This is a genomic window from Kribbella orskensis (assembly GCF_004342085.1).
GTDB classification, from domain to species: Bacteria; Actinomycetota; Actinomycetes; order Propionibacteriales; family Kribbellaceae; genus Kribbella; species Kribbella orskensis.
On record NZ_SLWM01000016.1, the window covers coordinates 22,928 to 48,302 of the forward strand.

Below are 25,375 nucleotides of genomic sequence, written 5' to 3' on the forward strand. Positions count from 1 at the left end.
GCGCTCCTCCTCATGTTGACGTTGAGACCCCAGCAAAAGGGGCCATATAGCGAGTGAACTCGGCAGGCCATCGATGGAGAAGTCACTGTTGATGGGTCTACTGACAGGGCACCCTTCACCGTTCTGCCGCCGCTCCCGGCGGACTACTGTCGTAGTCGTGGACAACCGTCAGGAGGTACGCGAGTTCCTCACGACTCGCCGCGCCCGCATCACTCCGGACCAGGCAGGGCTCCCGACCACCGGTTCCCGGCGCGTCCCCGGTCTTCGGCGCAGCGAGGTGGCGACGATCGCCGGGCTCAGCGTCGAGTACTACGCCCGGCTCGAACGAGGCCAGATCGCCGGCGCCTCCACCGGTGTGCTCGAAGCGCTCGCGCGAGCGCTGCAACTGGACGAAACCGAACGAGCCCACCTCTTCGACCTCGCCCGGGCCGCAGACGGGATCCCGACCTCGGGTCGTCCCCGCCGCCGGACGACGGGCAAGGCGGCGTCGCGGCTCAGCCTGCAGTGGGCGCTGGACGCGATCAAAGACGGCGTCGCGTTCGTCCGGGACTCGCATCAGAACGTGCTCGCCACGAACGCCTTGGCCCGCGCCTTCTACTCACCGGTCATCGGCGACAGCGGGCGCACGCCGAACCTGGCCCGGTTCCAGTTCCTCGATCCCGCCTCGCGAGACTTCTACCCCGACTGGGACCTGTTCGCCCAGATGTGTGTCGGCATCATGCGTGCCGAAGCTGGCCGCGACCCTCACGACCGCGGCCTCCAGGACCTCGTCGGCGAACTCTCCACCCAGAGCGAGATTTTCCGCGACCTCTGGGCGGACCACAACGTCCGCACCCACGGATCCGGCACCAAGCGTTTCAACCACCCCGTCATCGGCGAGCTCACCCTCGCCTACGAAGAACTCGCGGTCACCGCCGAGCCAGGACTGGTGCTCCTGGTCTACACCGCCGAACCCAGCTCGCCGTCCGCCGAACGACTCCAACTGCTCGCCTCGTGGGCAGCATCGGTGGAAACCCCGACGAAGATCAGCTAGAGGAACGAACCTGTGCAGATCACTCACAGCTCCATCGACACCGCCAAAGGACCCGCCGACTGGTTCACCGGCGATGTCTATATCGACGCCGTAGCCGCGGCCCCGTCGCCGTCCCGGGTCGCAGCCAACCTCGTCCACTTCATGCCCGGCGCCCGTACCCACTGGCACCGCCACCCGCTGAGCCAGACCGTCTTCGTCACCGAAGGCATCGGGCTGTGCCAGCGTCGAGGCGGTCCCGTCGAGGTCATCCGCCCCGGCGACCGAGTCCTTTTCGAGGCCGACGAGGAGCACTGGCACGGAGCCGCTCCCAACCGCCTCATGGTCCACCTGGCCATCAACGAGGCCGACGCCGACCACGACGTCGTCCACTGGCTCGACCCCGTCACCGACGAGGAATACCAGGCTGCGCCGCCTCTCGCCTGATCAGCCGACCACCCGGGATCTGAGCGTCCGGCTCAAACAGCCGCCGGCCTGCCGACCGAACCTGCGGGCCCGGCGCCTCCAGCTGCGCAGCGTTCCAGGCGAGCAGTCCGAAGCCGCCAGGTCGCGGAGAAACCCACTCGCCGCAGCCTGCTCGAGCTCCGGGAATAGCACTCGCCATCGCGACCCCACCCCGAACTCCGCCACACGGCCCACGTCAGCAACCACCGGCACACCCTCTCCAGCCACCGCTCCAAGAAGCCAATCGGCGCACTGAAGAGTTCAGTCAACTAGCCGTGTCGGCGTGGTCTGCCGCGAGGGTGAGGTCCGGTTGTGGTCTCGCAACGGCAAGGACTTCACCGCGAAGTTCCCCGATGTCCAGGCAGCTCTTGAAACCCAACTCCCAGCCGACTGTGTATTGGACGGCGAGTTGGTGGTGTGGACCGGGGAGCGGCTCGATTTCGACGCGTTGCAGCAGCGGATGGTCAACACCGCGGCCACCGTGCGGCGGCGCCTCGCGCCGGCCCAGCCGGCGTCGTTCGGCGCGTTCGATGTGCTAGCCGTTGGCAGCGTCGATGTGCGGCCGATGCGCTGGACGGTCCGCCGTCGGCGCCTGGACTCGCTGGCCGGTCGCTGGGTTCCTCCGTTGCAGGTGTCCCCGGTCACCGCAGACGCCGACGAGGCCCGCGAGTGGCTGGACGCGTTCAAGTCCAGTGGGGTGGAGGGTCTCGTGGTGAAGGGCGCATCGACCAGGTATCAACCCGGCCGCCGCGACTGGGTGAAGGGTCAAGCACCGCGAGACCGTGGACGCGATCGTCGGCGCGGTCACCGGCAGCCTGCGAGCGCCCGAGGTGCTGGTCGTCGGTCGATACCGCGGCAAGGACCTCGAGGTCGTCGGTCGCGCCGTCAAACTCAAGGACGACCAAGCCGCCGAGATCGGCAAGCTCTTGAAACCGGCAGGTCCACGCCACCCGTGGCCGGACGAGATCAGCACCCACTGGGGCAGGGGCAGCAACACGCCGCTCATCAAGGTCCAGCCACGGCGGATCGTCGAGGTCGCCGCCGACCCTGCCCTGCAGGCCAGCCACTATCGCCACCCGCTGCGGTTGATCCGCCACCGCACCGACCTCACCCCGCACGACGTCGACGCCCTCTCCACCGACACCTGACTTCGCCAACGGCTGGCTGGTCCCGTGGTGCTCGACTGCGCTCCCCAAGCCTGACCATCGGCCGCCGGTCCAGATCCAGGTCTCGGAGCCGGGTCGTTCTGGGCTGTAGCCGAGTGCCCAGCCGCGGACGTCGTTTGGTGTTCTGCCCATGCGTTCGGCGGCGCGGCCGCGTTCTTCCCAGTCGTGGACGTAGAACACCTGGCCGTTGCCGGGTCCGCCGGACAGTCTGACTATCTGCTGATTCGGTGCCATCAGCTCCGCCGCCAATCACCTGCGTGATGCTTTGATGATCACCGGCGCCACCGACAGAGACCGCACAGCTGCTCCACCTGTCAGCCGGTCGGGGGTTGGTGGATGCGGAGTTCGGTACTGCGTAGCCAGGTGATGGTGCCGTCGGGGCGGCGGACGCGGCCGATCCATTCGCCGTCGCGGCGGCTGAAGACCCAGGCGTCGAGCAGGCCGCCGGGTTCCCAGGTGGCCCGGTCGACCACTTGGGGTGCCTCGAGGTGTCGTACGGTGGCGGCGTCGCGCGGGCCGTGGGCGTCGTACTGCAGCTCCAGTTCGGCTGCGAGTTGGTGTGCGGCGGCTTCGGGGAGGCCGCGGCCGCGCCAGCCGTTGCTGGCTGCGTCCCAGACGCCGTGCTGGCCGGCTTCGGTGTCTGGGCGCACCTTGAATCGTCCGAACATGGCCACAGGATGCCATCAATCGAAAGTATGTTCTACTTGCGTCTGGGTGGCTGGACATGGCCGCCCGCACGGGAGCGGAGGTGGTCACGGTGGGCTACAACAACCCGCCGATTCCGTGGTTCGAGCTGGAACCGACGCTGTCGGACCGGTGCGGGGTGTCCAGAGTCTCAATACTGCAGGCAACGAGCAGGTTAACGGAGCCTCGACGATCGGAAACCGAATGGCCAGCAACGACTGGCTGTGGATAACGTCCGCGGCCAACACACGTTCTGAGGTAAAACTGGTGTCTGTCGCCAGCTGCGGCCCATGCCACTGATGTTGAGGTTGTGTCCGCAAAGCGTCGAGATACAACGCGCATCAGAACGAAGGCCCCAGCTGGCACCCTTCACTCGTCACTGCGGGGTTCTTGGCTGATAACCGTTGCTCGGCGATACTGCTTCGCCTCGAGGTAGCCGAGGCGTCGTAGTTCGGCCGTAGCGCGGCTCACAGTCCCTACTGACACCTGGTACTCGGTGGCCAGGTCGCGTGCATAGGGCAGTTCGGTGCCTATCGGGAACTTGCCGGACTCGATCTGCTCCTGGAGTTGCGCAGTGAGCACCTCCCACGCGTGGCGCGGCTTGCGGTTTAGGTAGCTTGGCAGAGGAATCGACCGTGCGAGGACCTCGGCGCCGGCTCGATCGTTTCGCTCAAGCCAGGCGGAGTAGAAGTTGAGCGTGGTTGATCCTTTGGTATGGCCAAGCAGGTTCTGCACGGCGCGGAGGTTAACGCCGCTCCCTAACAGCTCTGTTGCCGAGTATTGGCGGATCGATTGGAGCTTGGTGCTGCTGAGCCCGTTCCGCCGCGCAAGACGTGCATATCGCTGTGTCGCGGTGTTCGGCTTCAGCGGCGCCGAAAAGTTTGGTTCGTTCGAGAAGAGAAACGCGTCAGGCGCTAGCTCGACTCCAAGCCGCGCGCACTGATCCTCGCAGTAAGTTCTGTAGAGCAGCAGTAGTTCCAGGGTGATCTCCTCGAACGTCACCCACTTCTGCTGCTTGGTTTTCGTGGTGGTCTCTTCAACTCTGCCGTCGTATTGGTCGCCTGCCCGCTCGATCCAGGCGCCACCCCGTCGGAAGTCGATGTCGCTCCAACGAAGAACGCACGATTCGCCACGTCTACCCGCGGTCATCATTGTGACCCACAAGAACATGCCCCACCCGAAGTCGCGCCAGGCTTCGTTGATGCAGCTAGCGAGTTGCTCGGGCTCAGGTGGGCTCGGCTTGCCCTGCTCGAAAGCCGGTGGCTCGGCGAGTGCTGGTGCACTGGCGTCCAGGTATCCCCACTTGACGGCCCGCTTGAACGCCGCGGTGAGGATGAAGTGGATCTGCCGAACGGAGCTGTTCGAGAGCTTTTCGCACAGGTGGCTGGCCGCCCGATGGTTTACGCGCAGCGCAACGTTGCTCTTGCACGTCTGGAGGAGCGCGTAGTAGTTCTCCAGGTGCTCCGCTGTGAGCTTTGACGCCTTTAGATTGCCGAACCGCGGCGCGATGTAGTCGCGGACGAGCTGATCCCGGCGAACCTTCGTGCGCCGCGCCTGTTTGGGGTCGGCCACCGCGATCCACTTGTTGATTACGTCGACGACTGTCAGGTCGCCGCGCGGATGCTTCTGCTCGTCGACCTGGCGCAGCAGTTTGGTCAACTCGATCTGTGCCAGCGCCTCGGTCTCGGCTGTCGCCTTGAGGACGATGCGCTTGCCCGTGAACGGGTCGAAGCCGGCGGAGACGATCGCGCGGTATGTGCCGTTCGCCCGCGGCTCTATGTGGCCGCGGCGTCGCTGAGTACTGGTGCGCTTCCCCATGACGACGTACCGTAGTGGCTCGTTGTTCCCATTTGTGTTCCCACGACGCCTGAACTGCTGCTGAATCGCGAGGTCTTCGCGGAAGAACCTGCAGGTCAGACGTGGGTGCCCCCGGCAGGATTCGAACCTGCGACGCACGGTTTAGGAAACCGACGCTCTATCCCCTGAGCTACGGGGGCGCACGATGGCCCTGGTTGCAGGCCGTGGACAGCCTAGCGGAAGCGGGCCGGCTGACGTGACGGAGTTACCCCGCTCGGCCGTGGTCGGTTTGGTCGGGGCTTGGCCGCCGGACGGCATGACCGGTTGTGATGGCCGCAGGGTGGCTATCCAATGATGGCGGAGACGCCCAGGTGGCCGGAGATTGAGGCGTAGCGTTCGGCGTACAGGGTGGTGCAGCGGGAGGCGGAGCAGCCGGAGCCGGCGAAGGTTATGCCTCGGATGGTGGCGCCGGTGGAGGATGGGCGGGTGTAGACCGGGCCGCCGGAGTCGCCGCCGATGATGGCTACGGAGCCGCCTCGGGTGGCTCGGATGACGTAAGTGGTGCAGCCCTCCGTATCGCAGTAGCTCGCGCTGAGCGACTGGACGGTGATGCCGCAGAGGGACGTGCTGTAACTGCCGGACTGGCAGACGACGGTGCCTATGGCCGGGTCGCCGCCGCCCTTGACAGTGCGGATGTCCACGGAGTCGCCGGGGCCGTCCGTCCAAATCTTCGCGCCGTACGAGCTACCGGTCACCAGGGACTGGTCGTAGTCGGGGTAGTTCGTCCGGATGGTCGTAGTGCCGTAGTAGTTGGTGCCGGAATACCAGGTGGTGCCGACGCCGCCGCAGTGGCCCGCGGTGACGGAGCCGCGCTGGCCGGTGGAGCGGCGGATGACCGAGAAGCCGGCCGTGCAGTTCTTGAGGGCTGAGGTGATCCGGGCACCACCCCAGTGGCCACCGGTCGGTGTGTCGTTGAGCCGGGTCAACCGGGCCGCGCCGCCGGCAACGACCTGTACTCCGTCCATCGCCTGCAGGGCCGCGAGGGACGCCGGCGTGGTGGTCGCCTTGTCGTACTCGACGAGGATGTCCTCGGAGGCCGGGTCCAGGTCGACCGTGTAGGTGGTCTTCGCGGCGTCCGTCCAGGAGCGGGCGCCGACCTCGTTCCACGCGGCGGCGATCGAGCGAGCGGAACGGCAGCTCCGCTCGACCTTCAGCATCTTCATCCCGGCGGCCGGCACGTTCTTCGCGACGGCAGCCTGGTACTTCTTCTCGTCGACCACCGAGTCATCGACGACGACCTTGTACCCCGTTGTGGTGGTTCCGAGTACGCCGACGATCCCCTGGCTGAGGCCATACGGCAGGCCGGAGGTCGGGCGGCCGGCGGCGTCGAGCGGCTCGATCGAGCGCATCGCGGCGGCGACGCCTTCGCCGATGGCCTGGCCGAGCGGGCGGGAGTCGGTCGAGCTGGTCGGCTGGGACAGCCGCGCGGAGTCAGTCGAGGTGGTCGTCGGGTCCGCGTGGTTGCAGACCACGGGCGACGTCGCGGCGGCCGGTGGGGTCACCGCGGCGGTCGACGGGAGCGCCGAGACCGACAAAGCGGTCAGTGACACTGAGCAAAGAGCGAGCAGGGTGACGGTAGCTGAGAGTCGCACTGAGCTCCCCAATCGGTGGACGGCCTCCGTGAATCGTCCGGTCATGACCGCTCATAGTCAATAGCCGATCACCGTACGCAAGCAAATTTGACTACCGTGCGCGAGCGTATCTCGCAACTTCAAGCCCGTCGCCGGCGAAGAACTGCAGCGTCGTCTGGTTGCTCACGATCCGCTTCGCCGCCTGCAGGATCGCTGTGTGCGGCACGTTGTCGCAGCCGACCAGGCGCTGAGCGCCGACGCGGGCGGTGAACTCGCCGCGCTGGCCGATGCTGAACGTGCCCTGGAGACCGTTGCAGCCGTCGGAGCCGGTCCAGGTGCCGTCGGAGTTGAAGGTCAGGATCGGGTCATCCGGGCGGGCCACTTTGAGGGCGGTGAACCCGTCCAGCCGCACCGGCCGCCAACTGCCGGCCAAGGTCTGCATGGTCGTGACGGGCGTCGTCGCAGCAGGTGTGGTGGCAACTGCGCTCGGGCTACCGGCTGGTGCGGGCGACGACCCGTCAAGGCTGAAGGCGACGCCCGCGATCACGGCCACCGCCGCGGCGGCAGCGCCGGCGGCGAGCCACGTACGGCGCTGGGCGCGCCGGACGCCGGTGGTCGCGCGGCTGGCTAGATCGGGGGCCAGGGGCACGGAAGCAGCGGCGCGTTCGAAAGTGGCGCGCAGGTCTTCCTCGAGCTCTGTCTTGCTCACGACAACCTCTCATCAACACGGTGGGACTGCCCCGACTTCCGCAGCCCCGCGAGCGCTCTGCTCGCGGTCGCGCGGACGGAGGACGGTTTGATGCCGAGCAGATCGGCGATCGTCCGGTCGTCCATGTCCTGGTAGTAGCGGAGCACCAGGACGACCCTTTCCCGGGCCGACAACCTGGCGAGGGCCTGCCAGAGGTCGTCGGAGTTCACGATGTCGGTGGCGGGGTCGGGCACCGTGGTCTCGGTGTCGATCTCGGCTGCCGGGGCCTCGGTGAAGGATCGCCGGCGCGTCATCGACAGGTAGGAGTTGATCAGGATCCGCCGCACGTAGTTGTGCGGGTCGTCCGATCGCTGCACCTTGCGCCAGGCCCGGAACGCCTGCATCAGCGCGATCTGGGCCAGGTCCTCGGCTCGCTGGTAGTCGCCGGAGACGGTGAACCCGAGACGCACCAGTTCCTGCCCGCGTGCGGACGCGTACTCCTCGAACTCCACTCGCAACTCCCCGGCTGGGCGTACAACACCTCACACCTATTAGACGCAGTGAGCTACCCAGGGTGCTGCAAAGTTTCACGCACAGTTGCGTCTCACCCCAGCAGGAACGCCTTGACCTGGTCCCGCCCGGTCGAGTCCGAACGGCTGCCCTGTACTCCGTGCCCACTGCCCGGTACGACGACCAGCCGCGCGTCGCGAGCGTGATCCTTCGTCCAGGTGGACCATTCCGGCGGGCAGAACAGGTCGGTGCCGCCGTGCAGGATCAGCGTGCGCGGGGTCAGCACCTGCCCGGCCGGGTACTCCGAAGCGCGTGAGATCCACCGCAGGCACCCCTCGATCATCAACTGGTTGCGCGCAGTGCGCACGTCGTACGGAGAGAGCCGGGCCGGGTCGAGACGCCGTACTGCGGAGTCCAGCGCGGCGGGGCGGGCCGCGAGTGGGGTGGCGGAGTCGCCCCAGGGGACGCGGAGGTCCGAGCAGAGGGTGGCGAGGTGGAGGCCGGCCGAGAGTTCGTCGAAGGCCGCGCCTCGACTGGTCGCCTGCTGGAAGAGTTCCTTGAGTGCGGCGGTGTCGCCGGCGCGGGCGTCGTTGAGCACCTTCGCGATGCCCTCGAACGATGGGTTGACCGAGTTCAGGCTCAGGATCGACAGCGACTCCAGCAGCGCGGTCCCGTTGAGCGGGGAGCCGTCGATCTCGCCGTTCCGCACCAACCAGGCCAGATCAGCCACCGGGTCCGTAGTACAGGCGGGGTCGTGGCGGCAGGAGGCTGCGAGCACCTTGCCGGTGGCGGCCATCAAGTCGACGCCGAACGGGTCTATGCCGCCGTGCGGCACCACGGAGTCGAGTACGAGCGATCGCACGTGGCTGGGGTAGCGGAGCCCGTACTGCGCTGCGGTGAAGCTCCCGTACGACGTGCCGTCGAGCGTGAGGTGGTCCTGCTTGAGAAACTGGCGCAGGTCTTCGATGTCCTCGACCGTGTCGGGTGTTCCGTAGAAATCCTTGGTGGAGCCGAGTTTCCTGGCGCAGGCAGCCACGGCATCAGCCGGGGGAGTCAGGAAGTCCGAGCCGCCGACAGCCGTCTGGAGCTCCGGGCAGTCGATACCGGTGGAGCCAGTGCCGCGCTGGTCGAACATGACGAGCCTGTACTCGCGCAGGACCGCCGGGTCGAGGTAGTTACGAACCCGCGCGAGCAGGGAGACACCAGGTTGGCCCGGGCCTCCCGTGAGCATCAGGAGCACGCCGCGAGGCGCATCGACGTTGTCTGCCGCAGCTACTGCGAGTTCCAGCGTCGGGCCTGAAGGCTTGCGGTGGTCCAGCGGCACGCGCAGCGTCGTACAGGTGAAGCCGGGGGTGCCGGCGCAGGCGGCGCGTGGTGGGCTGACTGCCGGGCCCGCGCAGGCAGCGGACGCGCAGATCACCAGCAGAGCGACGGCCAGTCGCGCCAGCCGCATTCGGCCTCCCGTAGCGGGTTCTGCCGCTCAGCGTGCAGCCAACGCCAGGCAGTGGCAAGGGCCCGTCACCGACATGCCTGAGGCACCTTGCCACCCACCTTGCGGGTCGACCCCAGAGGTGACCCGCAAGGCGGGTGGGTGACCCCGGCCCGGACGGCTTCGGGGGCGCGTCCGGGGCAGGGTCAGCGCAGGCCGAGCGACTTCACCAGTTCGGGCGAGACCTGCCGCGGCGAGGCGAGTTCGCCGGGCTTGCCCTGGCCCTCCAGGGACGTCGCCACCAGCCGTCGACAGCCGAATGCCTCGGCTGTGTACGAGAGCACGCCGCGGTCGTTGTCGGTGAACCGCAGGACGTACGTGGGGCCCAGTTCCTTTGTGCACATCTTCGGCTTGTTGGTGACCGGTTTCGCGCTGTTCACCAGGGCGAAGAGCTCGGTGGCCTGCTTGCCGTTCCGCTTGGTGGTGACGGTGGCGTAGTCCTGGCCGGTCGCCTGCGCGTCGTACTGGCAGATCGTCACGCTGACGGGCTGGAACAGCGACTTGGCCGCTCCCTTGCCCCAGACGGTCTTCTCGACGGATGCGCGGACGGCCGCGATGGTCTCCGGGCAGTCCATGCTCGGGGTACCGCTGGGGGAGGGGGTGGGCAGAGTTGGCGGGGTGCCGGGGGTGGTCGGCGTTTCGCTGGGCTGGGCGGCGGATCCGCTGGAGTCCTCGTTACCGCAGGCGGCGGTGAGCCCGAGAACTGCCACGACGATCGACGCTCCGATGAGGCCCCGTGTCCTTGATGCACTCACGACTCGGTCCTTCCGGGTTGGGCAAGGCCCCATCATGATCGAGGGAGATCTCACTGGTCGTGGCAGAACTGTCACGGCGGGGCGTCTATCTGGTCACGAGGCGAATCGAGTGCAAAAAGTGGCAGATCTGTAACGCGTGCGGACTGTACCGACCCCTGGAATGGGATGATCTGCCGGGCAACCGGAGAAAGGACGGACGTGGGCAAGAGGAAGAACGCCGCCGAACTCGCTCGCAGAGAACGCGAAGAGTGGCAGTTGGGTCAGGACTGGGCGCGCTGGCTGATGGGCGGCAACACTCCGCAACCCCTCACGCTGTACGGGATTGTCCTGGAGCCCGGCGAGACCGCTTACCTGCAGACGTCCGTGCACTATGCGCGGCTGTACGGCGGGAGCGGCCGGTACTCGACTACCGGAGGTGTCTACTTCGGCCGGCCCGGCATGGTCCTCGGACTGATGGCCGCGACCGCCGCCGTGAACGCCAGCAAGAAGGCAGCGGCCCGCCGGGACATGCAACTACTCTGGCGCGATCTGCAGGAAGTGCCGCTGATCGCGACGAACTACCGGCTGATGTGTCATCTGCCGGCGCGTGGCTGGCTGAGCTTCTACTACACCGCCGTGCAGGAGTTCTATCCCGATCCGGCGAACTGGACGCTCACCTTCGGCTTCCAGAACGCGGAGCCGCTGCGGCTTGGTGGACTTCCGGTGCCGACGCTGTCCGTCCTGACTGCCTGGACCGTGCTCGGCGACCGCTGGCAGACAGAACCCGGGATCGCGCCGTTGGTCCAGGGGGCGACCGCGCCTCAGCAGCTGCCCGAGAGCCAGGCGCAAGGGCAGTTGGAGGGCCAGCAGCAGGACCTGCCGCGAATTCCCGGCCAGGACTGAGTCCAGCCTGATCGCGCAGTCGGGCTGATCAGCCGGCTCGCGTAATCTTGCACGTATGACGAGCCCGTACGAAGACGACGAGCCGCTGCTGCCCGACCAGACCAGCGACGACGACCCACGCGGTTGGGGCGAGCGCGGCTCGGACAACGACGACGACGAACGCATCCTCCGCGAGGTCCCGCCCCACCACCAGTGATGGCCTCGCTCTTTCTGGTCCATGGCGGTCTGTGGGACTCGATGGACGCAGAACACTTCTGGCGTACTCCGGGAATCGTGGCGGGCCTGGAATCGCACGGCATCACGGTGCTGACCCCTGATCGCCCACGGTTCCCCAACGGGTGGGACCAAGAGGTCGACGAGCTCGGGGCGCTCCTTCCTTCAGAGCCGGTCACAGTCGTCGGCGCGTCCAACGGCTGCACGGTAGCCGCGCGGTTGGCGCTGGCGTATCCGGAAGTGGTCGAGCGCCTCGTTCTGGCTTGGCCGGCGACGGGTGGCGACACCTTGGTGGACATCCGGACCCAGACGGGACTGCTCGATCGTGGTGCCTCCGCGACTGTGGTCAAGGGTTTGCTCGGTGCGGAGACCTTGCGTGGAGTGAAGGATTCCGAGCTTGCCAGCCTCAGATTCCCAGTGGCTGTCTTGCCCTCTGTGCCGGAGAATCCGTCGCACCAGCGGAAGACCGTCGACGCGTTGCTGACTCTGATTCCGGGAAGCCGGGAGTTGCCTGGTTGTCCAGAGCCGCCCACTCCGGATTTCCCGCCGCACCGGGACGACTTCGTCGCGACGCTGGCGTCCTTCGTGAACTGATCGGGGTTCGACGGGCGTAGTGGGTGGGCAGATGTCGGGAGGGGAGTTCGTGATGGAGTTGCGGCCGTTCGAGGGTGATTACTCGGCCTTTGTGGCGGGGTGGGCGAGTTCCGCGCAGGAGGTGTCGCTGCTCTCCGGGCGGAACGAGTATCCGTTCCCGGCTGAGCTGCTGACCAGTTGGCGGAAGGTCGCCGACGACATTCGTGCCTACTTGTACTACGACGGGGAGAACCCGATCGCGTACGGCGAACTGTGGCTTGATGACGAAGAGGACGAGGTCGAACTGGCCCGGATCATCGTGGCTCCGGAGGTTCGAGGGAAGGGGATCGGGACGGAGTTCGTTCGGGCCTTGCTCGTTCCGGCCCTGGATACGGGGTACTCCGATCTCTTCTTGCGCGTGCGTCCTGACAACGAGCCGGCGATCCGCACCTATCTGCGCGTCGGTTTCACTCCGGTCGACGAGGCTCTCGCCGCCGAGTGGAACGCACCTCAGCCGATCAACTACACCTGGCTCCAGTACCCCACCGAGCCGTAGAAACCCGCAACACCGCCTGGACCGGCGACGCGGGACCTGCTCCCCGGCCCAGGCGGTGGCGGCTCATTGCCGGGCGCGAAGGGCGTCGCGGACCTCGGTCAGCAGTTCCTGGTCGGTGGTGAGGGTGTCGGCCTCCGGCTCCTCGCCGCGCCTGCGGCGCTCGTTGAGCTTGTTCAGCGGCATCACGATGATGAAGTAGATCGTGGCGGCGACGAACAGGAAGTTGATGAACTCCTGCAGGATCAGCCCGATGTTGAACTCGGCGCCGTTGATGGTGAAGTTGCCGACCTCGGTGAGGTCCGGCTTGCCGAAGATCGCGGCGACGAGCGGGTTGATCAGGCCCTCGACCAGGGCGGTGACGATCCTGCCGAACGCGGCGCCGATGACGACCGCGACAGCAAGGTCGATGACGTTGCCCCGCATGATGAACTCTTTGAAACCCTTGAGCATTTCTGTTGCCTCCACGATGCGGGGCCCGGTGGACCCGCGGCGGTCAGTACCCGCAAAAGGTAGGACCATCGCATACGCCAGGCGAGCTACCGCGCCGCACGGCTACGGATCGCTGTCGAGCGTGTCCGACAAGTGATCACCCGGGGGCAGGAGAGTCACCGCTAACTCGTGTCGGGAGTCAGGGCGACGGTGATCCGGGTGTTCGCGGTCGCCTGGGCGACGCGGCTGACCACGTCGGAGCGGGCCGCGATCACCACCAGCGCGCCCGAACTGCTGGCAGCAGACCTGGCGGGCAGTGTGACCACGGAGACGGCTCGAGCCAACTGGTTGGCGGAGTCCGCGGCGGTACTGGTCGCGGCGTACAGGTCTATTCGGTCGCCCACGTGGAGGAGCGAGACGATCTCGGCGTCGTCGAGGCGGAGGGGATAGGCGAGCAGGTCGCCGGCGAGGGCGCTGGGGGACAGGAAGCGCGCGTCAGTCAGCGGTTCGCCTGAGCGCACAGGGCCGGCGAGGACGCGTTTGGCGACCTCGGCTCCGGGGCGTAGGGCTCCGGAGGGCACGACTGGCGCAGGGAGTTGCAGCGTTCGCAGGTCAGCCGCTGCCGGTCTCGCTCCGCCTGGCAGATCGCGGGCGGCGCCGAGAACAGCGACGGTAGGAGGAGGGTCAGGGGACAGGGCGACCAGTCCGAAGTAGACAGCAGCTGCGGCGGACAACCCGGCGAGTAGCCGGCGGTGCCAGCGGGCGGCCTTCAGGACGTCGCGCAGTAGAGAATTCGTTCGGCTCATGCCAGAGAAAGTACGAGCCTTCGAAGGCCTGATCCCCGTTGTCCACAAGGAGATTTCAGGCCGGCAGGATCAGGCGGCGCTGCTCTTGCTGCTCGACGACGACCCGTTCGAGGACGACCCGTTCGAGGACGAGCCACCGGAAGAAGATCCACCCGAGGACGAACCGCCCGAAGAGCCGTTCGATGACGATCCGCCGGAGGACGAGGACCCGGAGTCCGACGAGGACGAAGAAGCGGCCGACTCGCTCTTGGCGGGCACCGTGGAGGTCCCGGAGGAGCGGCTGTCGGTGCGGTAGAAGCCCGAGCCCTTGAAGACGACGCCGACCGCGTTGAAGACCTTGCGCAGCGTCCCGTCGCAGGACGGGCAGACCGTCAGCGCATCGTCGGTGAAGCTCTGGCGAACCTCGAGCGAGTTGCCGCACTCGGTGCACTGGTACTGGTACGTCGGCACGTGATTCCCCTTCAGGCTTCTGGCACTCCTACTACTCGACTGCTAATAATGCGCCACGGGCCCGAAGTATTCCAACTTCGGGCCCGCGGTTTGTGGTCTAGGCCACCTGACGCCTGACGGAGAAGTTCCAGCAGCCCGCGATCACGTTCCGCACCTGGACCACCGCGACCGAAGGATCGTCGAAGAGCCGCTTCAGCTCCCCTTCACTCTCACCCGGCTCGGCGAGCACGCCGTCCAGCATCAACCCGGCCGCGTCGTACGGGCGCAGTACCGCGCGCCGGTCGGCGAAGTCCGCCGGGAACGACGATCCGGAGTACCCAGGGCACTCGTCGGCATGCACGAACACCGGGCCCACCTCGGCGTACGGGCCGCCGAGGGACGACGGGCGGTAGGCGATCAGGGCGAGCTGGTCGCCGTCGCGGGAGAGCGTCAGGCAGCAGCGCAGCGGAGCGCCGGGGCCGACCGATCTCACCACCAGCTGGTTGCCGAAGTCGTCGTGGCCGTTGCAACGGATCCGGTCCAGGTCGGCCGGCGGGACGGGAAGAAACTCGAGCTCAGTCATGCCCGTAGAACGCTGATCCGGCCGGTTCTGTGAGGGGTCGGCCGGGAGCAGCATTTGGGGTGCGGGGCGGCATTCTCTAAGTTTGGTCCGTGCGTCGCCTGCTGAGGGTCATCATCCTGTCCGGAATTGTGCTCACCGCCCTGCTTCTGGTGGTGGCCGGCACCGGGATCTTCGTGGTCCGTCACTCCTTCCCCACGTACGACGGAACGGTGGAGCTACCGGGCCTCGACGCGGACGTGGAGGTGGTCCGCGACGCCAACGGCATCCCGCAGATCTATGCGGACAAACCGGGCGACCTGTTCGCCGCGCAGGGCTACGTCGCCTCGCAGGACCGCTTCTTCGAGATGGACTTCCGCCGCCACGTCACCTCCGGCCGGCTGGCCGAGCTGTTCGGCAAGGACGCGCTCGAGACGGACAAGTTCATCCGCACGCTCGGCTGGCGCCGGGTCGCGGAGAAGGAGCTCGGCCTGCTCACGCCGACCACCCGGCAGTTCCTCGACGACTACGCGCGCGGCGTCAACGCGTACCTGAACACCCACTCCGGCTCCGGCCTCAGCCTCGAGTACGCCGTACTGTCGCTGAAGGGCACGGACTATCGGCCGGAGCCGTGGACCGCGGCCGACTCGCTCGCCTGGCTGAAGGCGATGGCGTGGGACCTCGGCGGCAACATGGACGAGGAGATCGCCCGGACCAAGCTGGCCGCGTCGTTCCCCGCCCGCAACATCGCGAGCCTCTACCCGCCGTACCCGTACGACCGGAACGAGCCGATCCTGTCGACCGCGGCTGTGGACCAGGACGGGCAGTTCACCACCAGCCCGGTGGAGTCCGTCGCCCGCCGCGGCATGCTCACCAAGGACCTGCTGACGTCGCTCGACTCGGTGGAGAAGGTCGCCAAGGGGTTGCCGCAGCTGCTCGGCCGCGGCGACGGCATCGGCTCGAACTCGTGGGTCGTGTCCGGTGAGCACACCACCACCGGCAAGCCGCTGCTCGCCAACGACCCGCACCTCGGCGCGACCATGCCGGGCATCTGGACGCAGGTCGGCCTGCACTGCAACAAGGTGACCGCCCGCTGCCCGTACGACGTGTCCGGGTTCAGCTTCTCCGGTCTGCCCGGGGTGGTGATCGGGCACAACGGGGCGATCTCGTGGGGCTTCACCAACCTCGACCCCGACGTGACCGACCTGTACCTGGAGAAGTTCAGTGGCGACGGTGTCGTCTACAACAAGCGGGTCCAACCGCTGAAGACCCGGAAAGAGACCTTCAAGGTGGCCGGCGAGGACAAGGAGGAGACGATCACCGTCCGGGAGTCCCGGCACGGGCCGATCATCTCCGACGTCGGCGAGGACGAGCGCGAGACCGGCGAGCTCGCGGCGAAGGACAAGAACCCGCGGCCGTACGGGGTCGCGATCCAGTGGACCGCGCTGACCCCGGGCCGGACGGCGGACGCGATCTTCGCGCTCAACCGGGCCCAGAGCTGGAAGGCGTTCCGCGCGGCCGCGACCCTGTTCGAGGTGCCCTCGCAGAACCTCGTGTACGCCGACCGCGAGGGCCACATCGGCTACCAGGCGCCCGGCCGGATCCCGATCCGCAACCGCGGCATCGGCGACTGGCCGGCGCCCGGCTGGGACTCGCGGTACCACTGGAAGGGCTACATCCCGTTCCAGGCGATGCCCACCGAGTTCGACCCGGCCGACGGGGTGATCGTGACGGCGAACCAGGCCGTCGTGCCGACGTCGTACCCGTACTACCTGACCAACGACTGGGACTACGGCTACCGGTCGCAGCAGATCCTCGACCGGATCCACGCGGCGGGGAAGCTCGACGCCAACGCGATGGCGTCGATCCAGCTGGACACCAAGAACCGCAACGCCCAAACGCTGGTGCCGTACCTGCTGCGGATCGGGATCGACGACGACTTCGACAAGCAGGGCCAGGACACCTTGCGCGGCTGGGACTTCACCCAGCCGGCGGACTCGGCGCCGGCGGCGTACTTCAACATCGTCTGGCGCAACCTGCTCGCGCTGACCTTCCACGACCAGTTGCCGGAGGCGGTCTGGCCGGACGGCGGCTCGCGCTGGTTCGAGGTCGTCCGCACGCTGCTGTCGCAGCCGAACAGTTCCTGGTGGGACAACACGACCACGCCGCAGCGGGAGAACCGCGACGACATCCTGCGCGAGGCGCTGATCGACGGCCGCGCCGAGATCACCACGAAGATGGCGCGGGAGCCCTCGCAATGGCAGTGGGGCCGGCTGCACAAGCTGACCCTGACGAACCAGACGCTGGGCAAGTCGGGCATCGGCCTGGTGGACAAGCTGTTCAACCGCGGTCCGTGGGAGCTGGGCGGCGGCTCATCCACCGTCGACGCGACCGCATGGGACGCGGCTGACGGTTACACCGTGACCGCCACCCCGTCGATGCGGATGGTGGTCGACCTCTCCGACTTCGACAAGTCCCGCTGGATCAACCTGACCGGCGTCTCCGGACACGCGTTCACCAAGAACTACGTCGACCAGACGGACCTCTGGGCGCGCGGCGAGACCCTGCCCTGGGCCTTCACCAAGGGCGCCGTCGAGGCCACCCGCGAGCACACCCTCACCTTCACGAGACCGGAAGGCTAAAGGCCCAGCCGGACGAGTCGTGTTGGCGTCAGAGCAGCGTGGACCGGTCGGTCGTGTGGATCGGCCGGGAGTGAATCGAGGATCTCCCGCTCGTGTACGACGGCCCAGACCGGCGTACCGGGGGAGACGCGAGCCAGCGCCCGGTCGTACGAACCGCCTCCGCGACCCAGCCGTACTCCGCTGAGGTCCACCGCCAGCGCGGGGCAGATCACCAGCTCCGCACTGGTGATCGCGTCGGCGCCCAGGTCCACCGGCGGCTCCGACAGCCCGTGCCGCCCGGGCACCAGGTCGGCCGCGCCTGGGGCCAGACCCCAGCCGAGGTCGTTGTCGGCATACAGGACCGGGAGCAGGACCTCGCGGCCGGAGACGAGCAGCCAGTCGATCAGCGGCCCGGTCTGCGGTTCGGGGCTCATCGAGACGTACAGCGCGATCCGGCGGGCCGCGACGACCTCGGCCTGCTCGCGCGCTACAGCGAGTAGCCCTTGGCCTGAGGCGCTGGCCGATGCCCGGCGTGCGTCCAGCAGTTGCTGGCGCAGCGCGGCCTTTGGGGAGAACACAGAGTGATCCTACGGACCAGGAGTGACGCAGTTAACGTCGCGGTTGCGCGCAGTCCCCTAGTGTTGGGACATGAGTGAGGCAGGACTTCGGCAGGCCCAGGAGAAGATGCGCGCCGCGAGGGCAGCGGATGTCGCGATCAAGGTCTTCTCGCACTACTACCGGTTGCTCGAGTCGGGTCAGCAGGGCACGATCCGCGAGGACGACATCGAACCGGTGGGGGAGCTGCCGCACCTCGAAAACCTGGATACCGACACCGACTCGATGCGGGCCGCGCTCGCCGAGACCGTGGTGATCAAGCTGAACGGTGGCCTCGGTACCGGGATGGGCGTCACCGGGCCGAAGTCGGCGCTCCCGGTCAAGGACGGGCTGAGCTTCCTCGACATCATCGCTCGGCAGATCCTCAGCACCCGTAAGACCTACGGCGTCGAGCTTCCGCTGGTGCTGATGAACTCCTTCCGTACCAAGGAGGAGTCCCTCGCGGTGCTGAGCGAGTACTCCGACCTCCCGGTCGACGGGTTGCCGCTGGACTTCCTGCAGAACATGGAGCCCAAGCTCCTCGAGGACGACCGGACCCCGGCCGAGTGGCCCGCCGATCCCGAGCTCGCCTGGTGCCCGCCGGGTCACGGTGACCTCTTTACCGCGCTGGTCGCCTCCGGCACGCTCGACGCGTTGCGCGAGAAGGGCTTCCGGCACGCGTTCATCTCGAACTCCGACAACCTCGGCGCCACCCCGGACGGCCGGATCGCCGCCTGGATGGCCGAGCACGACGTGCCGTTCGGGATGGAGGTCTGCCGCCGGACCCGCTCGGACCGCAAGGGCGGCCACGTGGCGGTCCGGAAGTCCGACGGCCGGCTGATCCTGCGCGACAGCGCCCAGGTGCACCCCGACGACACCAAGTTCTTCCAGGACGTCACCCGGCACAAGACCTTCAACACGAACAACCTGTGGATCGACCTGGACCGGCTGGCCGAGCTGATGGACGGCCATGACGGCATCCTCGGCCTGCCGATCATCGTGAACCACAAGACGCTCGACCCGGCCGACCCGGACTCGCCGAAGGTGATCCAGCTGGAGACCGGGATGGGCACCGCGATCGAGACGTTCGAGGGGTCGCAGGCGGTGGTCGTGGACCGAAGCCGGTTCAAGCCGGTGAAGACCACGAACGACCTGCTGGTACTGCGCTCCGACGTCTACGAGCTCGACGAGGCCGGCGACCTGACGACCACGCACGAGGGCGACGAGCCGTACGTCGACCTTGACCCGGAGTACTTCAAGATCCTGGCCGACTTCGAGGCGCGGTTCGAGGCAGGGCCGCCGTCGCTGGTCCGGGCGGACCGGCTCGAGGTTCGCGGTGATGTTGCCTTCGGCAAGGACGTGGTCGTGGTGGGTGACGTCGAGGTCGAGGCTCCGGCCGGCGAGCGGAAGGTGATCGCCGACGGGACCGAGCTCCGTGGATGACGTCTGGATCCGGCCGCTCGAGCCGTACGACGCGGACGAGGCGGCCGACGTCTGGTGGCGTTCGCGGCATGCGGTGGGCTCGCAGGTGCCGCCGGCGATCCACAGCGAGGAGCAGGTGCGAGGGTGGTTCGCGAACGTGCTGCTGCCCGACGGACAGACCTGGGTCGCGGTGCATGACGGGCGGATCGTGGCCGTCCTCACGCTCGACGGTGACGACCTGGACCAGCTGTACGTCGCCCCGGAGGTAGCTGGCCAGGGAGTCGGCTCGACGCTCGTGGACCTCGCGAAGGACCTCCGGCCGGGCGGACTAGCTCTGTGGACGTTCCAGAGCAACACCCGGGCCCAGGCGTTCTACCGGCACCACGGGTTCACCGAGGTACGGCGTACCGACGGGGCTGCCAACGAGGAGCGGGTGCCGGACGTGCGCATGGTCTGGGGCGCCCACCCGGAACGACTAGAGTCTTCTGGGTGAGACGGAGCGTTGACGAGCATCTGGAAGTCGTACTCGGCCGAGTGAGGCCGCTGCCGCCGTTCGAGCAGCCGCTGATGGAGGCGCTCGGGCTGGTGCTCTGCGAGGACGTCATCTCGCCCGTGAGCCTGCCGGGCTTCGACAACTCGGCCATGGACGGGTACGCCGTCCGGGCGGCCGATCTGGCCGGTGCCTCCCAGGAGAACCCCATCACCCTGCCCGTGGTCGGCGAGATCGCCGCCGGGCGGAGCGAGCCGATCGTGGTGACAGGCGGCACCTGCGTACGGATCATGACGGGCGCGCCGATGCCCCGCGGCGCCGACAGCGTCGTACCGGTCGAGTGGACCGACGGGGGAGCCGCTACGGTCCGGATCACGCAGACGCCCGCGCTGGGAGCCTCCGTACGCTGGGCCGGCGAGGACCTGCGGGCGGGTGACAAGGTGATGGACGCCGACACCGTGCTGGGCCCGCGGCAGATCGCGGTACTCGCGGCGGTCGGCCGGGCCCGGGTCAAGGTCCGGCCGCGGCCCCGGGTGGTCATCGTGTCCACTGGCGCCGAGTTGCGCGAACCGGGCAGCCGGCTGGGCGAAGGGCAGATCTACGACTCCAACAGCTACACGCTGGCCGCGGCGGCTCGCCAGGCCGGCGCGGTGGTCTACCGGGTCGGCATCGTCGACGACGACCCGAAGAAGATCATGGACACCCTGTCGGACCAGTTGGTCCGGGCGGACCTGGTGATCACCTCCGGTGGCGTCAGCAAGGGCGTGTACGACGTGGTGAAGGAAGTGCTGACCAAGCTCGGCACGATCGACTTCCCCGAGGTCGCGATGCAGCCGGGCAAGCCGCAGGGGTTCGGCGTGATGGGCGACGACGAGGTGCCGATCTTCACGCTGCCGGGCAACCCGGTGTCGGCGTACGTGTCCTTCGAGGTGTTCGTCCGGCCCGCGCTGCGCAAGCTGATGGGGGCGATGCCGTTCGGCCGCCAGGCCGTCCAGGGAGTGGTGATGGACGCCTTCACGTCACCGCCCGGGCGGCGCCAGTTCGTCCGCGCCGCGGCCACCTCCGGCGACGAGGGGTGGATGGCCAGTACAGTCGGCGGCCACGGCTCGCACCTGCTCGGCGGGTTGAGCCGCTCCAACGCGCTGATCGTGGTGCCTGAGGACGTCACCGCTGTCCGGGCCGGCGACCAGGCGGAGCTCTGGCTGCTGGACGAGGAGACCGGATGACGGAATCAGCTGGTGGGCTGACCCATGTGGACGCCACCGGTGCGGCGCGGATGGTCGACGTCTCGGCCAAGGACACCAGCGCCCGCCGGGCCGTTGCCTCAGGCAAGGTTTATGTCTCGCCCGAGGTGGTCGCCGCGCTGCGCGGCGAGGGCGTGCCTAAGGGCGACGCGCTGGCGGTCGCCCGGATCGCCGGGATCATGGGGGCGAAGCGGACTCCCGACCTGGTCCCGCTGTGTCACCCGATCGCGATCACTGGCGCGAAGGTCGACCTCGAGGTTGCCGACGACGCAGTACTGATCGTGGCCGCCGTGAAGACCACCGATCGGACCGGGGTGGAGATGGAGGCCCTGACCGCCGTGGCCGTGGCCGGACTCGCCGTCATCGACATGGTGAAGGCGCTCGACCCGGCGGCCGTGCTGTCCGACGTACGGGTGGAGCTGAAAGAAGGCGGCAAGACCGGGCACTGGGAGCGGCCGTGAGAGCCCTTATCGTCAGCATCTCGAACCGCGCCGCCGCCGGCGTCTACGAGGACACCACCGGTCCACTGATCGCGGAACGCCTGTCCTCCTGGGGTTTTGCCGTCGACGGCCCCCAGATAGTGCCTGATGGCGCTCCTGTCGGTGAGGCCCTGGTCGCGGCGGTCACTGCGTCGTACGACGTAGTGGTCACCACTGGCGGCACCGGGATCTCGCCTACGGACGAGACACCCGAGCGCACGAGGGCAGTGCTCGAGCTGGAGATCCCGGGCATCGCCGAAGCCATCCGGGCGTATGGAGTAGCCCAGGGAGTGCCTACTGCGTCGCTGTCCCGCGGTATGGCCGGTGTGGCCGGCAAGACGGTGATCGTGAACCTCCCTGGTTCGCGGGGCGGCGTGAAGGACGGGCTCGTCGTACTGGAGCCGCTCCTGCGCCATGCGGTCGAACAGGTGCGCGGCGGAGACCATCCGAGGACGGATCAGGACTGATGGCCGTTGTGCACTGGCCCGTGGAACTCCAACACGGGCAGGTCGGCCTTCGACCGCTGAAGGCCTCGGACGGCGCCGAGTGGAGCGCCGCCCGGCAACGCAACATCAGCTGGCTCCGCCCCTGGGACGCGACCCAACCACCCGGCGCGGAGGACGGCGCCCGCACCTTCCGTTCCATGGCCCGCGACTGGAACCGCCAGGCCCGCTACGGCCGGATGCTCCCCTTCGTCATCACGTACGCCGGTGCCGCCGCTGCGGGGAGTCGCGCCAAACGGCCCCTGGTCGGGCAGTTGACGGTGTCGGGCATCACCTACGGCTCGGCGCGTTGGGCGAACCTCGGCTACTGGGTGGATGAGCAGTACGCGGGCCGCGGGATCGTGCCGACGGCTGTCGCGATGGCGGCCGACCACTGCTGGTTCAACCTCGGTCTGCACCGCATCGAGGTGGCGATCCGCCCCGAGAACAAGGCGAGTCTGCGGGTCGTGGAGAAGCTCGGCTTCCGCTATGAAGGCGACCGGCCGCGTTTCCTGCACATCGACGGGGAGTGGCGCGACCACCGGATCTTCGCCCTCAACGTCGAGGAAGTCGGGCCCGGTCTGGTAGCCCGACTGCGCTGATCACCCTGCGTGCTTATTCACACCAGTCACACGAGTCTTCTTGCGACACACCGGCGCACGTACCGGAACTGACCCGCCCCTGGTCTTAGCGTCGTCGCATGGGGACGACAGGGCTGATCTATGTGGCGATCGTCGCCGCGTGGGCTGCCTACCTCGTCCCGATGCTGCTGAAGCGCAACGACGAGGTGAGCAGGCGCCGCTCGGCGGAGATGTACTCGTCGTCGGCTGCCCGCGTACTGTCGCGGCAGACCGACGTCCAGGCCCGCGCGCGCTACGTCGTACGACCTCCGTCGGCGCCCGGTGCAACGGATGACGCGGTCACGGCTGATCCATCGCCGCCGACGCGATACGTCCCGAACCGAGCCCGCCGGGTGGCCGCTATGCGCCGCCGGCGGGTGCTGTCGATCCTGACCCTTTCGCTGTTGTCGGTGACCGCGCTGGCCGGCCTGGGCATGCTGCTCTGGTGGACCGTCGCGATCCCGGCCACGCTGATCGTCGCCTTCGTCGTACTCACCCGGGTCCAGCTCCGCCGCCAGGCCCGCGAGCGCGTCGCCCTGGCCGCCGAACGCCGTGCCCGCGCCGAGGCCCACCACGACCGCGGCCCGGCAACCGCCCCGGCGTCGTCCCCGGACCACGAGATGACGATCGAGGTCAAGCTCCCGGTCGCTGCTGAGCCGGTCGTCGTGGAGAAGCCGGAGCCGCCCGCGGAAGGCCTCTGGGACCCGGTCCCGGTGACGCTGCCGACGTACGTGATGAAGGAAAAGGCCCCCGACCGGACCGTCCGCACCATCAGCCTGTCCGGCCCGGAAGTCTTCTCCTCAGCCCGTACCGCGGACCCCGAGCAGGAGGCGGCCCCCGTCGTACCGGAGCCCGCTGCGCCCGTCGAGCAGCCCGAAATCCGCCGGGCGGTCGGTGACTGATCCCGGTTTCGGTCAGCGACCATCTGCGTGTTAGAGTTTCGCGGTCGCAAGGCACCACCGCGACAACCTGGGGCTGTGGCGCAGTTGGTAGCGCGCCTCGTTCGCAACGAGGAGGCCAGGGGTTCGAATCCCCTCAGCTCCACCCAGGTCAGAGGCCCTTTCCGAGTCATCGGGAAGGGCTTTTGCATGAGGTGCAGCAGTAGGTCCCTCCTATGAGCCCAGCCCGTCCGGGCTGGGCGCCCCTATCAGGCTGAAACCCTCGTAGTGCCTCCCAGGTGTAACCGTTCTCGTCATCGAGCGCACGTACTGGAAGCGTGATCGTCCGGTTGAGACAGCCGACATCGTTGTATCGTCAGAGCGATACGTGCTCTCGTACCGCTTGCCCGTTCCGGGCCGCTGGGTCTTCACTCCGCAATGCCCGTGATTGCCGTCAGCGGGGTCGCGGCTGCTGCGCGATGAGGGCCACCGCCGTCACGAGCATCACAGCACCGACCGAGGCCAGAGCAACGCGGATCTTCTTGACCGCGAACGTGCTCCCGATTCCCACCAAGAACAGCACCGTGGCCAGCAGCACCGTGATCCGGACGTAGTTGTCAGCAACACTTGCCGAGTGATAGCCGCTGGCGGTGGCCGCGTCGGCGCGTCCATCGAGCTGGTTGGCTTGGGCCTTCTCCGGCTGCCGGTACTGCGGCATGTATGTCGGACCCGGCGGGGCTGACGGATTGTGGTCAGGGTCCGTCGCCCGCCAAGCGTCGAACGCGACCCGGAACTCCGGCCGGAACCGGCGCTCGGCGATCTCCATCTTGTCGGTGTTGCCCAGCGTGTAGGCGATGAACCAGGCATTGAACGTGCTCGAGTCGAAGTTGCGGTTCTCCTCGGCAACAGCAAATGCCCGGTTCGCCTCGATGCGCAGCGCGGATCCATGCGCGAGGTCCAGGCGGGATTCGGTGCCCCATTTGGCCGCGGAGTAACCCGCCCAGGCAGTCACGATTGTGACGACCGACAGGAGCACGGCCTCCAATATGGCAATGACCTCACGTCGGTGCTCGCCGTGCGTGCCCTGCTCGGCATGCCGATGGTGCTCGAGCTCTTTGGCCGACTCGGACGGCGTCAAACCCTCAGCCATGATCGCCCGAAACGCTGACGGCGACCGTCACGGCAAACCTGGGGCTGGACATGACTTCGACGTTGCCAGAACCGGAGTCCGTCGCCATCACCCGTGGGGTATGACTCAGCGCAGGAGAGACCCGTGTCCCCTCAGCGATGGGGTGGATCGGCGGCACGGGGCCGGTCTTCCTGTCATGCCGCGTTCCGCGTGGTCGGCTGTCGCACATCACCCGGCGAAAGAGTGTCGCGCATCACCCGACGGAGGACACTGAGCCAGCGACGCCTGCCTGACAGGTTTCTCTACGTCTTCAAGACGGACCCCTCCAGGGCCCGAAAGCGCGCCGCCACCACAGGGCGGGACGCCTGCCCGCCACTCCGCTTCGCTGCGTTCTGGGCGCGTCCCCTGGCTTGGCGCGCACGTGCCAACAGGGTGCGGGTCAAAGACAGCAGAACGCGCCATCAACGATCGACACCCGGTCGTCGTAGTGCTCCCCGGAACGGCCGGCATCTCGCCCCGGGTGGTCGACGCTGCCTCCGTCGAACCGTGAGCTCCCGCATCGCCCCGCTAGCAATCATGGAAGGGACGGTCCGGCCCGGCACGCCTCAAGGGCGCCCCTCCGGGATCTCCGACCCTTGACCCGCACCACTCCGGACCTGAGGCCGGCAGCTATCGGGGCGACGCGGAGGACTGCCCGCGCGCTTGACACGTAACCGTCAATCGTCATCAGGCTGTCAGGACTTCATCTCGAAAACCTTGCACGTGGCGCCTCCAG

Annotated in this window: 27 protein-coding genes, 2 tRNA genes and 2 pseudogenes; 17 read left to right on the forward strand and 14 right to left on the reverse strand. The window is 67.8% G+C overall.

The features are described 5' to 3' along the window. Positions 1–157: 157 nt before the first annotated feature. From EV644_RS31305 to EV644_RS46685, 4 genes and pseudogenes are all read left to right on the forward strand, one after another. Positions 158–1,033, forward strand: a complete 876-nt coding sequence (locus tag EV644_RS31305) for a helix-turn-helix transcriptional regulator (protein WP_132192759.1) — start codon at positions 158–160, stop codon at positions 1,031–1,033. A 12-nt stretch (positions 1,034–1,045) separates the two neighbouring features. Next, entirely contained in the window at positions 1,046–1,456 is a 411-nt protein-coding gene (locus EV644_RS31310) for a (R)-mandelonitrile lyase (RefSeq protein ID WP_132192761.1), read from the forward strand. 301 nt (positions 1,457–1,757) lie between these two features. Further along, positions 1,758–2,177 (forward strand): annotated as a pseudogene (locus tag EV644_RS47910) (ATP-dependent DNA ligase); the annotation flags it as partial. A gap of 79 nt (positions 2,178–2,256) precedes the next feature. Further along, positions 2,257–2,622: a hypothetical protein gene (locus EV644_RS46685; RefSeq protein ID WP_241999035.1), complete on the forward strand. Its 366-nt coding sequence runs from the start codon at positions 2,257–2,259 to the stop codon at positions 2,620–2,622. A gap of 332 nt (positions 2,623–2,954) precedes the next feature. Here EV644_RS46685 and EV644_RS31320 read toward each other — a convergent pair whose 3' ends face one another. The 8 genes from EV644_RS31320 to EV644_RS31355 all read right to left on the reverse strand — a co-directional run bounded on the left by EV644_RS31320 (position 2,955) and on the right by EV644_RS31355 (position 10,194). Continuing rightward, positions 2,955–3,308 (reverse strand): hypothetical protein, encoded by a 354-nt coding sequence (locus tag EV644_RS31320; RefSeq protein WP_132192765.1) that lies wholly within the window; start codon positions 3,306–3,308, stop codon positions 2,955–2,957. A gap of 385 nt (positions 3,309–3,693) precedes the next feature. Then, the gene (locus tag EV644_RS31325; RefSeq protein WP_132192767.1) at positions 3,694–5,142 is read right to left on the reverse strand and encodes a tyrosine-type recombinase/integrase; all 1,449 of its coding nucleotides are present in this window, start codon (positions 5,140–5,142) and stop codon (positions 3,694–3,696) included. A 106-nt stretch (positions 5,143–5,248) separates the two neighbouring features. After that, a tRNA-Arg gene (locus tag EV644_RS31330) sits at positions 5,249–5,321 on the reverse strand. Between the two features lie 144 nt (positions 5,322–5,465). Continuing rightward, positions 5,466–6,731 carry a S1 family peptidase gene (locus tag EV644_RS31335; protein WP_241999037.1) on the reverse strand — a complete coding sequence of 422 codons (1,266 nt, stop codon included), beginning with the start codon at positions 6,729–6,731 and terminating at the stop codon, positions 5,466–5,468. Positions 6,732–6,864: 133 nt separating this feature from the next. Further along, entirely contained in the window at positions 6,865–7,461 is a 597-nt protein-coding gene (locus EV644_RS31340; protein ID WP_132192769.1) for an META domain-containing protein, read from the reverse strand. Further along, the gene (locus EV644_RS31345; RefSeq protein ID WP_132192771.1) at positions 7,458–7,952 is read right to left on the reverse strand and encodes a SigE family RNA polymerase sigma factor; all 495 of its coding nucleotides are present in this window, start codon (positions 7,950–7,952) and stop codon (positions 7,458–7,460) included. The genes EV644_RS31340 and EV644_RS31345 overlap by 4 nt, the downstream gene beginning before the upstream one ends. Positions 7,953–8,044: 92 nt before the next feature. Then, positions 8,045–9,403 (reverse strand): alpha/beta hydrolase, encoded by a 1,359-nt coding sequence (locus tag EV644_RS31350; RefSeq protein ID WP_132192773.1) that lies wholly within the window; start codon positions 9,401–9,403, stop codon positions 8,045–8,047. Between the two features lie 182 nt (positions 9,404–9,585). Beyond that, on the reverse strand, positions 9,586–10,194 hold the full coding sequence (locus EV644_RS31355) for a hypothetical protein (RefSeq protein WP_241999039.1): 609 nt from the start codon (positions 10,192–10,194) through the stop codon (positions 9,586–9,588). A 198-nt stretch (positions 10,195–10,392) separates the two neighbouring features. Here EV644_RS31355 and EV644_RS31360 point away from each other — a divergent pair, with 198 nt between their 5' ends. Genes EV644_RS31360 through EV644_RS31370 form a run of 4 tightly spaced genes read left to right on the forward strand, consistent with a single transcriptional unit; the run spans position 10,393 to position 12,418 of the window. Beyond that, complete coding sequence (locus EV644_RS31360) at positions 10,393–11,076, forward strand: hypothetical protein (RefSeq protein ID WP_132192775.1); 684 nt, start codon at positions 10,393–10,395, stop codon at positions 11,074–11,076. 55 nt (positions 11,077–11,131) lie between these two features. After that, complete coding sequence (locus EV644_RS45590; protein ID WP_199234547.1) at positions 11,132–11,272, forward strand: hypothetical protein; 141 nt, start codon at positions 11,132–11,134, stop codon at positions 11,270–11,272. After that, a complete protein-coding gene (locus tag EV644_RS31365; protein WP_132192777.1) occupies positions 11,272–11,883 on the forward strand; it encodes an alpha/beta fold hydrolase in 612 nt (203 codons plus the stop codon). The genes EV644_RS45590 and EV644_RS31365 overlap by 1 nt, the downstream gene beginning before the upstream one ends. Before the next feature lie 31 nt (positions 11,884–11,914). Continuing rightward, the gene (locus EV644_RS31370; protein WP_241999041.1) at positions 11,915–12,418 is read left to right on the forward strand and encodes a GNAT family N-acetyltransferase; all 504 of its coding nucleotides are present in this window, start codon (positions 11,915–11,917) and stop codon (positions 12,416–12,418) included. Positions 12,419–12,481: 63 nt separating this feature from the next. Here EV644_RS31370 and mscL read toward each other — a convergent pair whose 3' ends face one another. The 4 genes and pseudogenes from mscL to EV644_RS31390 all read right to left on the reverse strand — a co-directional run bounded on the left by mscL (position 12,482) and on the right by EV644_RS31390 (position 14,665). Next, on the reverse strand, positions 12,482–12,868 hold the full coding sequence (gene mscL, locus EV644_RS31375; protein WP_132192779.1) for a large conductance mechanosensitive channel protein MscL: 387 nt from the start codon (positions 12,866–12,868) through the stop codon (positions 12,482–12,484). A gap of 161 nt (positions 12,869–13,029) precedes the next feature. Beyond that, complete coding sequence (locus tag EV644_RS31380; protein ID WP_241999043.1) at positions 13,030–13,653, reverse strand: SAF domain-containing protein; 624 nt, start codon at positions 13,651–13,653, stop codon at positions 13,030–13,032. Positions 13,654–13,824: 171 nt separating this feature from the next. Next, a pseudogene (locus EV644_RS47915) lies at positions 13,825–14,103 on the reverse strand (FmdB family zinc ribbon protein); the annotation flags it as partial. Between the two features lie 97 nt (positions 14,104–14,200). Continuing rightward, positions 14,201–14,665 (reverse strand): DUF1203 domain-containing protein, encoded by a 465-nt coding sequence (locus EV644_RS31390; RefSeq protein WP_158292975.1) that lies wholly within the window; start codon positions 14,663–14,665, stop codon positions 14,201–14,203. Positions 14,666–14,754: 89 nt separating this feature from the next. On the opposite strand from EV644_RS31390, the gene EV644_RS31395 reads away from it, so the two are divergent. Next, complete coding sequence (locus tag EV644_RS31395; RefSeq protein WP_132192785.1) at positions 14,755–17,283, forward strand: penicillin acylase family protein; 2,529 nt, start codon at positions 14,755–14,757, stop codon at positions 17,281–17,283. Here the strand turns inward: EV644_RS31395 and EV644_RS31400 are convergent. Beyond that, positions 17,280–17,840, reverse strand: coding sequence for a 5-formyltetrahydrofolate cyclo-ligase (locus EV644_RS31400; protein WP_132192787.1), 561 nt, complete (start codon positions 17,838–17,840; stop codon positions 17,280–17,282). The two genes, EV644_RS31395 and EV644_RS31400, sit on opposite strands and share 4 nt — an antisense overlap. Positions 17,841–17,910: 70 nt before the next feature. Here EV644_RS31400 and EV644_RS31405 point away from each other — a divergent pair, with 70 nt between their 5' ends. The 8 genes from EV644_RS31405 to EV644_RS31440 all read left to right on the forward strand — a co-directional run bounded on the left by EV644_RS31405 (position 17,911) and on the right by EV644_RS31440 (position 23,637). After that, a complete protein-coding gene (locus EV644_RS31405; RefSeq protein WP_132192789.1) occupies positions 17,911–19,299 on the forward strand; it encodes a UTP--glucose-1-phosphate uridylyltransferase in 1,389 nt (462 codons plus the stop codon). Continuing rightward, positions 19,292–19,771, forward strand: coding sequence for a GNAT family N-acetyltransferase (locus tag EV644_RS31410; RefSeq protein WP_132192791.1), 480 nt, complete (start codon positions 19,292–19,294; stop codon positions 19,769–19,771). Before EV644_RS31405 ends, EV644_RS31410 begins: the two co-directional genes overlap by 8 nt. After that, positions 19,768–20,994, forward strand: coding sequence for a molybdotransferase-like divisome protein Glp (gene glp, locus EV644_RS31415; protein WP_132192793.1), 1,227 nt, complete (start codon positions 19,768–19,770; stop codon positions 20,992–20,994). The genes EV644_RS31410 and glp overlap by 4 nt, the downstream gene beginning before the upstream one ends. Next, the gene (gene moaC, locus EV644_RS31420) at positions 20,991–21,473 is read left to right on the forward strand and encodes a cyclic pyranopterin monophosphate synthase MoaC (RefSeq protein WP_132192795.1); all 483 of its coding nucleotides are present in this window, start codon (positions 20,991–20,993) and stop codon (positions 21,471–21,473) included. The genes glp and moaC overlap by 4 nt, the downstream gene beginning before the upstream one ends. Then, on the forward strand, positions 21,470–21,958 hold the full coding sequence (locus tag EV644_RS31425) for a MogA/MoaB family molybdenum cofactor biosynthesis protein (RefSeq protein WP_132192797.1): 489 nt from the start codon (positions 21,470–21,472) through the stop codon (positions 21,956–21,958). The genes moaC and EV644_RS31425 overlap by 4 nt, the downstream gene beginning before the upstream one ends. After that, positions 21,958–22,575: a GNAT family N-acetyltransferase gene (locus EV644_RS31430; protein WP_132192799.1), complete on the forward strand. Its 618-nt coding sequence runs from the start codon at positions 21,958–21,960 to the stop codon at positions 22,573–22,575. The genes EV644_RS31425 and EV644_RS31430 overlap by 1 nt, the downstream gene beginning before the upstream one ends. Before the next feature lie 98 nt (positions 22,576–22,673). Beyond that, positions 22,674–23,495, forward strand: coding sequence for a divisome protein SepX/GlpR (gene sepX / locus EV644_RS31435; protein WP_132192801.1), 822 nt, complete (start codon positions 22,674–22,676; stop codon positions 23,493–23,495). Between the two features lie 69 nt (positions 23,496–23,564). Continuing rightward, positions 23,565–23,637 (forward strand) — tRNA-Ala (locus tag EV644_RS31440). A gap of 288 nt (positions 23,638–23,925) precedes the next feature. Here EV644_RS31440 and EV644_RS31445 read toward each other — a convergent pair. Continuing rightward, a complete protein-coding gene (locus EV644_RS31445; protein ID WP_132192803.1) occupies positions 23,926–24,621 on the reverse strand; it encodes a hypothetical protein in 696 nt (231 codons plus the stop codon). Positions 24,622–25,375: the final 754 nt, after the last annotated feature.

What these genes read in the sequence shown, in the direction of transcription:
- EV644_RS31320 (WP_132192765.1), bottom strand. Translation starts at nt 3,308, where the DNA reads ATGTTCGGACGATTCAAGGTGCGCCCAGACACCGAAGCCGGCCAGCAC.
- EV644_RS31325 (WP_132192767.1), bottom strand. Translation starts at nt 5,142, where the DNA reads ATGGGGAAGCGCACCAGTACTCAGCGACGCCGCGGCCACATAGAGCCG.
- EV644_RS31350 (WP_132192773.1), bottom strand. Translation starts at nt 9,403, where the DNA reads ATGCGGCTGGCGCGACTGGCCGTCGCTCTGCTGGTGATCTGCGCGTCC.
- EV644_RS45590 (WP_199234547.1), top strand. Translation starts at nt 11,132, where the DNA reads ATGACGAGCCCGTACGAAGACGACGAGCCGCTGCTGCCCGACCAGACC.
- EV644_RS31365 (WP_132192777.1), top strand. Translation starts at nt 11,272, where the DNA reads ATGGCCTCGCTCTTTCTGGTCCATGGCGGTCTGTGGGACTCGATGGAC.
- EV644_RS31370 (WP_241999041.1), top strand. Translation starts at nt 11,915, where the DNA reads ATGTCGGGAGGGGAGTTCGTGATGGAGTTGCGGCCGTTCGAGGGTGAT.
- mscL (WP_132192779.1), bottom strand. Translation starts at nt 12,868, where the DNA reads ATGCTCAAGGGTTTCAAAGAGTTCATCATGCGGGGCAACGTCATCGAC.
- EV644_RS31380 (WP_241999043.1), bottom strand. Translation starts at nt 13,653, where the DNA reads ATGAGCCGAACGAATTCTCTACTGCGCGACGTCCTGAAGGCCGCCCGC.
- EV644_RS31390 (WP_158292975.1), bottom strand. Translation starts at nt 14,665, where the DNA reads ATGACTGAGCTCGAGTTTCTTCCCGTCCCGCCGGCCGACCTGGACCGG.
- EV644_RS31405 (WP_132192789.1), top strand. Translation starts at nt 17,911, where the DNA reads ATGAGTGAGGCAGGACTTCGGCAGGCCCAGGAGAAGATGCGCGCCGCG.
- moaC (WP_132192795.1), top strand. Translation starts at nt 20,991, where the DNA reads ATGACGGAATCAGCTGGTGGGCTGACCCATGTGGACGCCACCGGTGCG.
- EV644_RS31430 (WP_132192799.1), top strand. Translation starts at nt 21,958, where the DNA reads ATGGCCGTTGTGCACTGGCCCGTGGAACTCCAACACGGGCAGGTCGGC.
- sepX (WP_132192801.1), top strand. Translation starts at nt 22,674, where the DNA reads ATGGGGACGACAGGGCTGATCTATGTGGCGATCGTCGCCGCGTGGGCT.
- EV644_RS31445 (WP_132192803.1), bottom strand. Translation starts at nt 24,621, where the DNA reads ATGGCTGAGGGTTTGACGCCGTCCGAGTCGGCCAAAGAGCTCGAGCAC.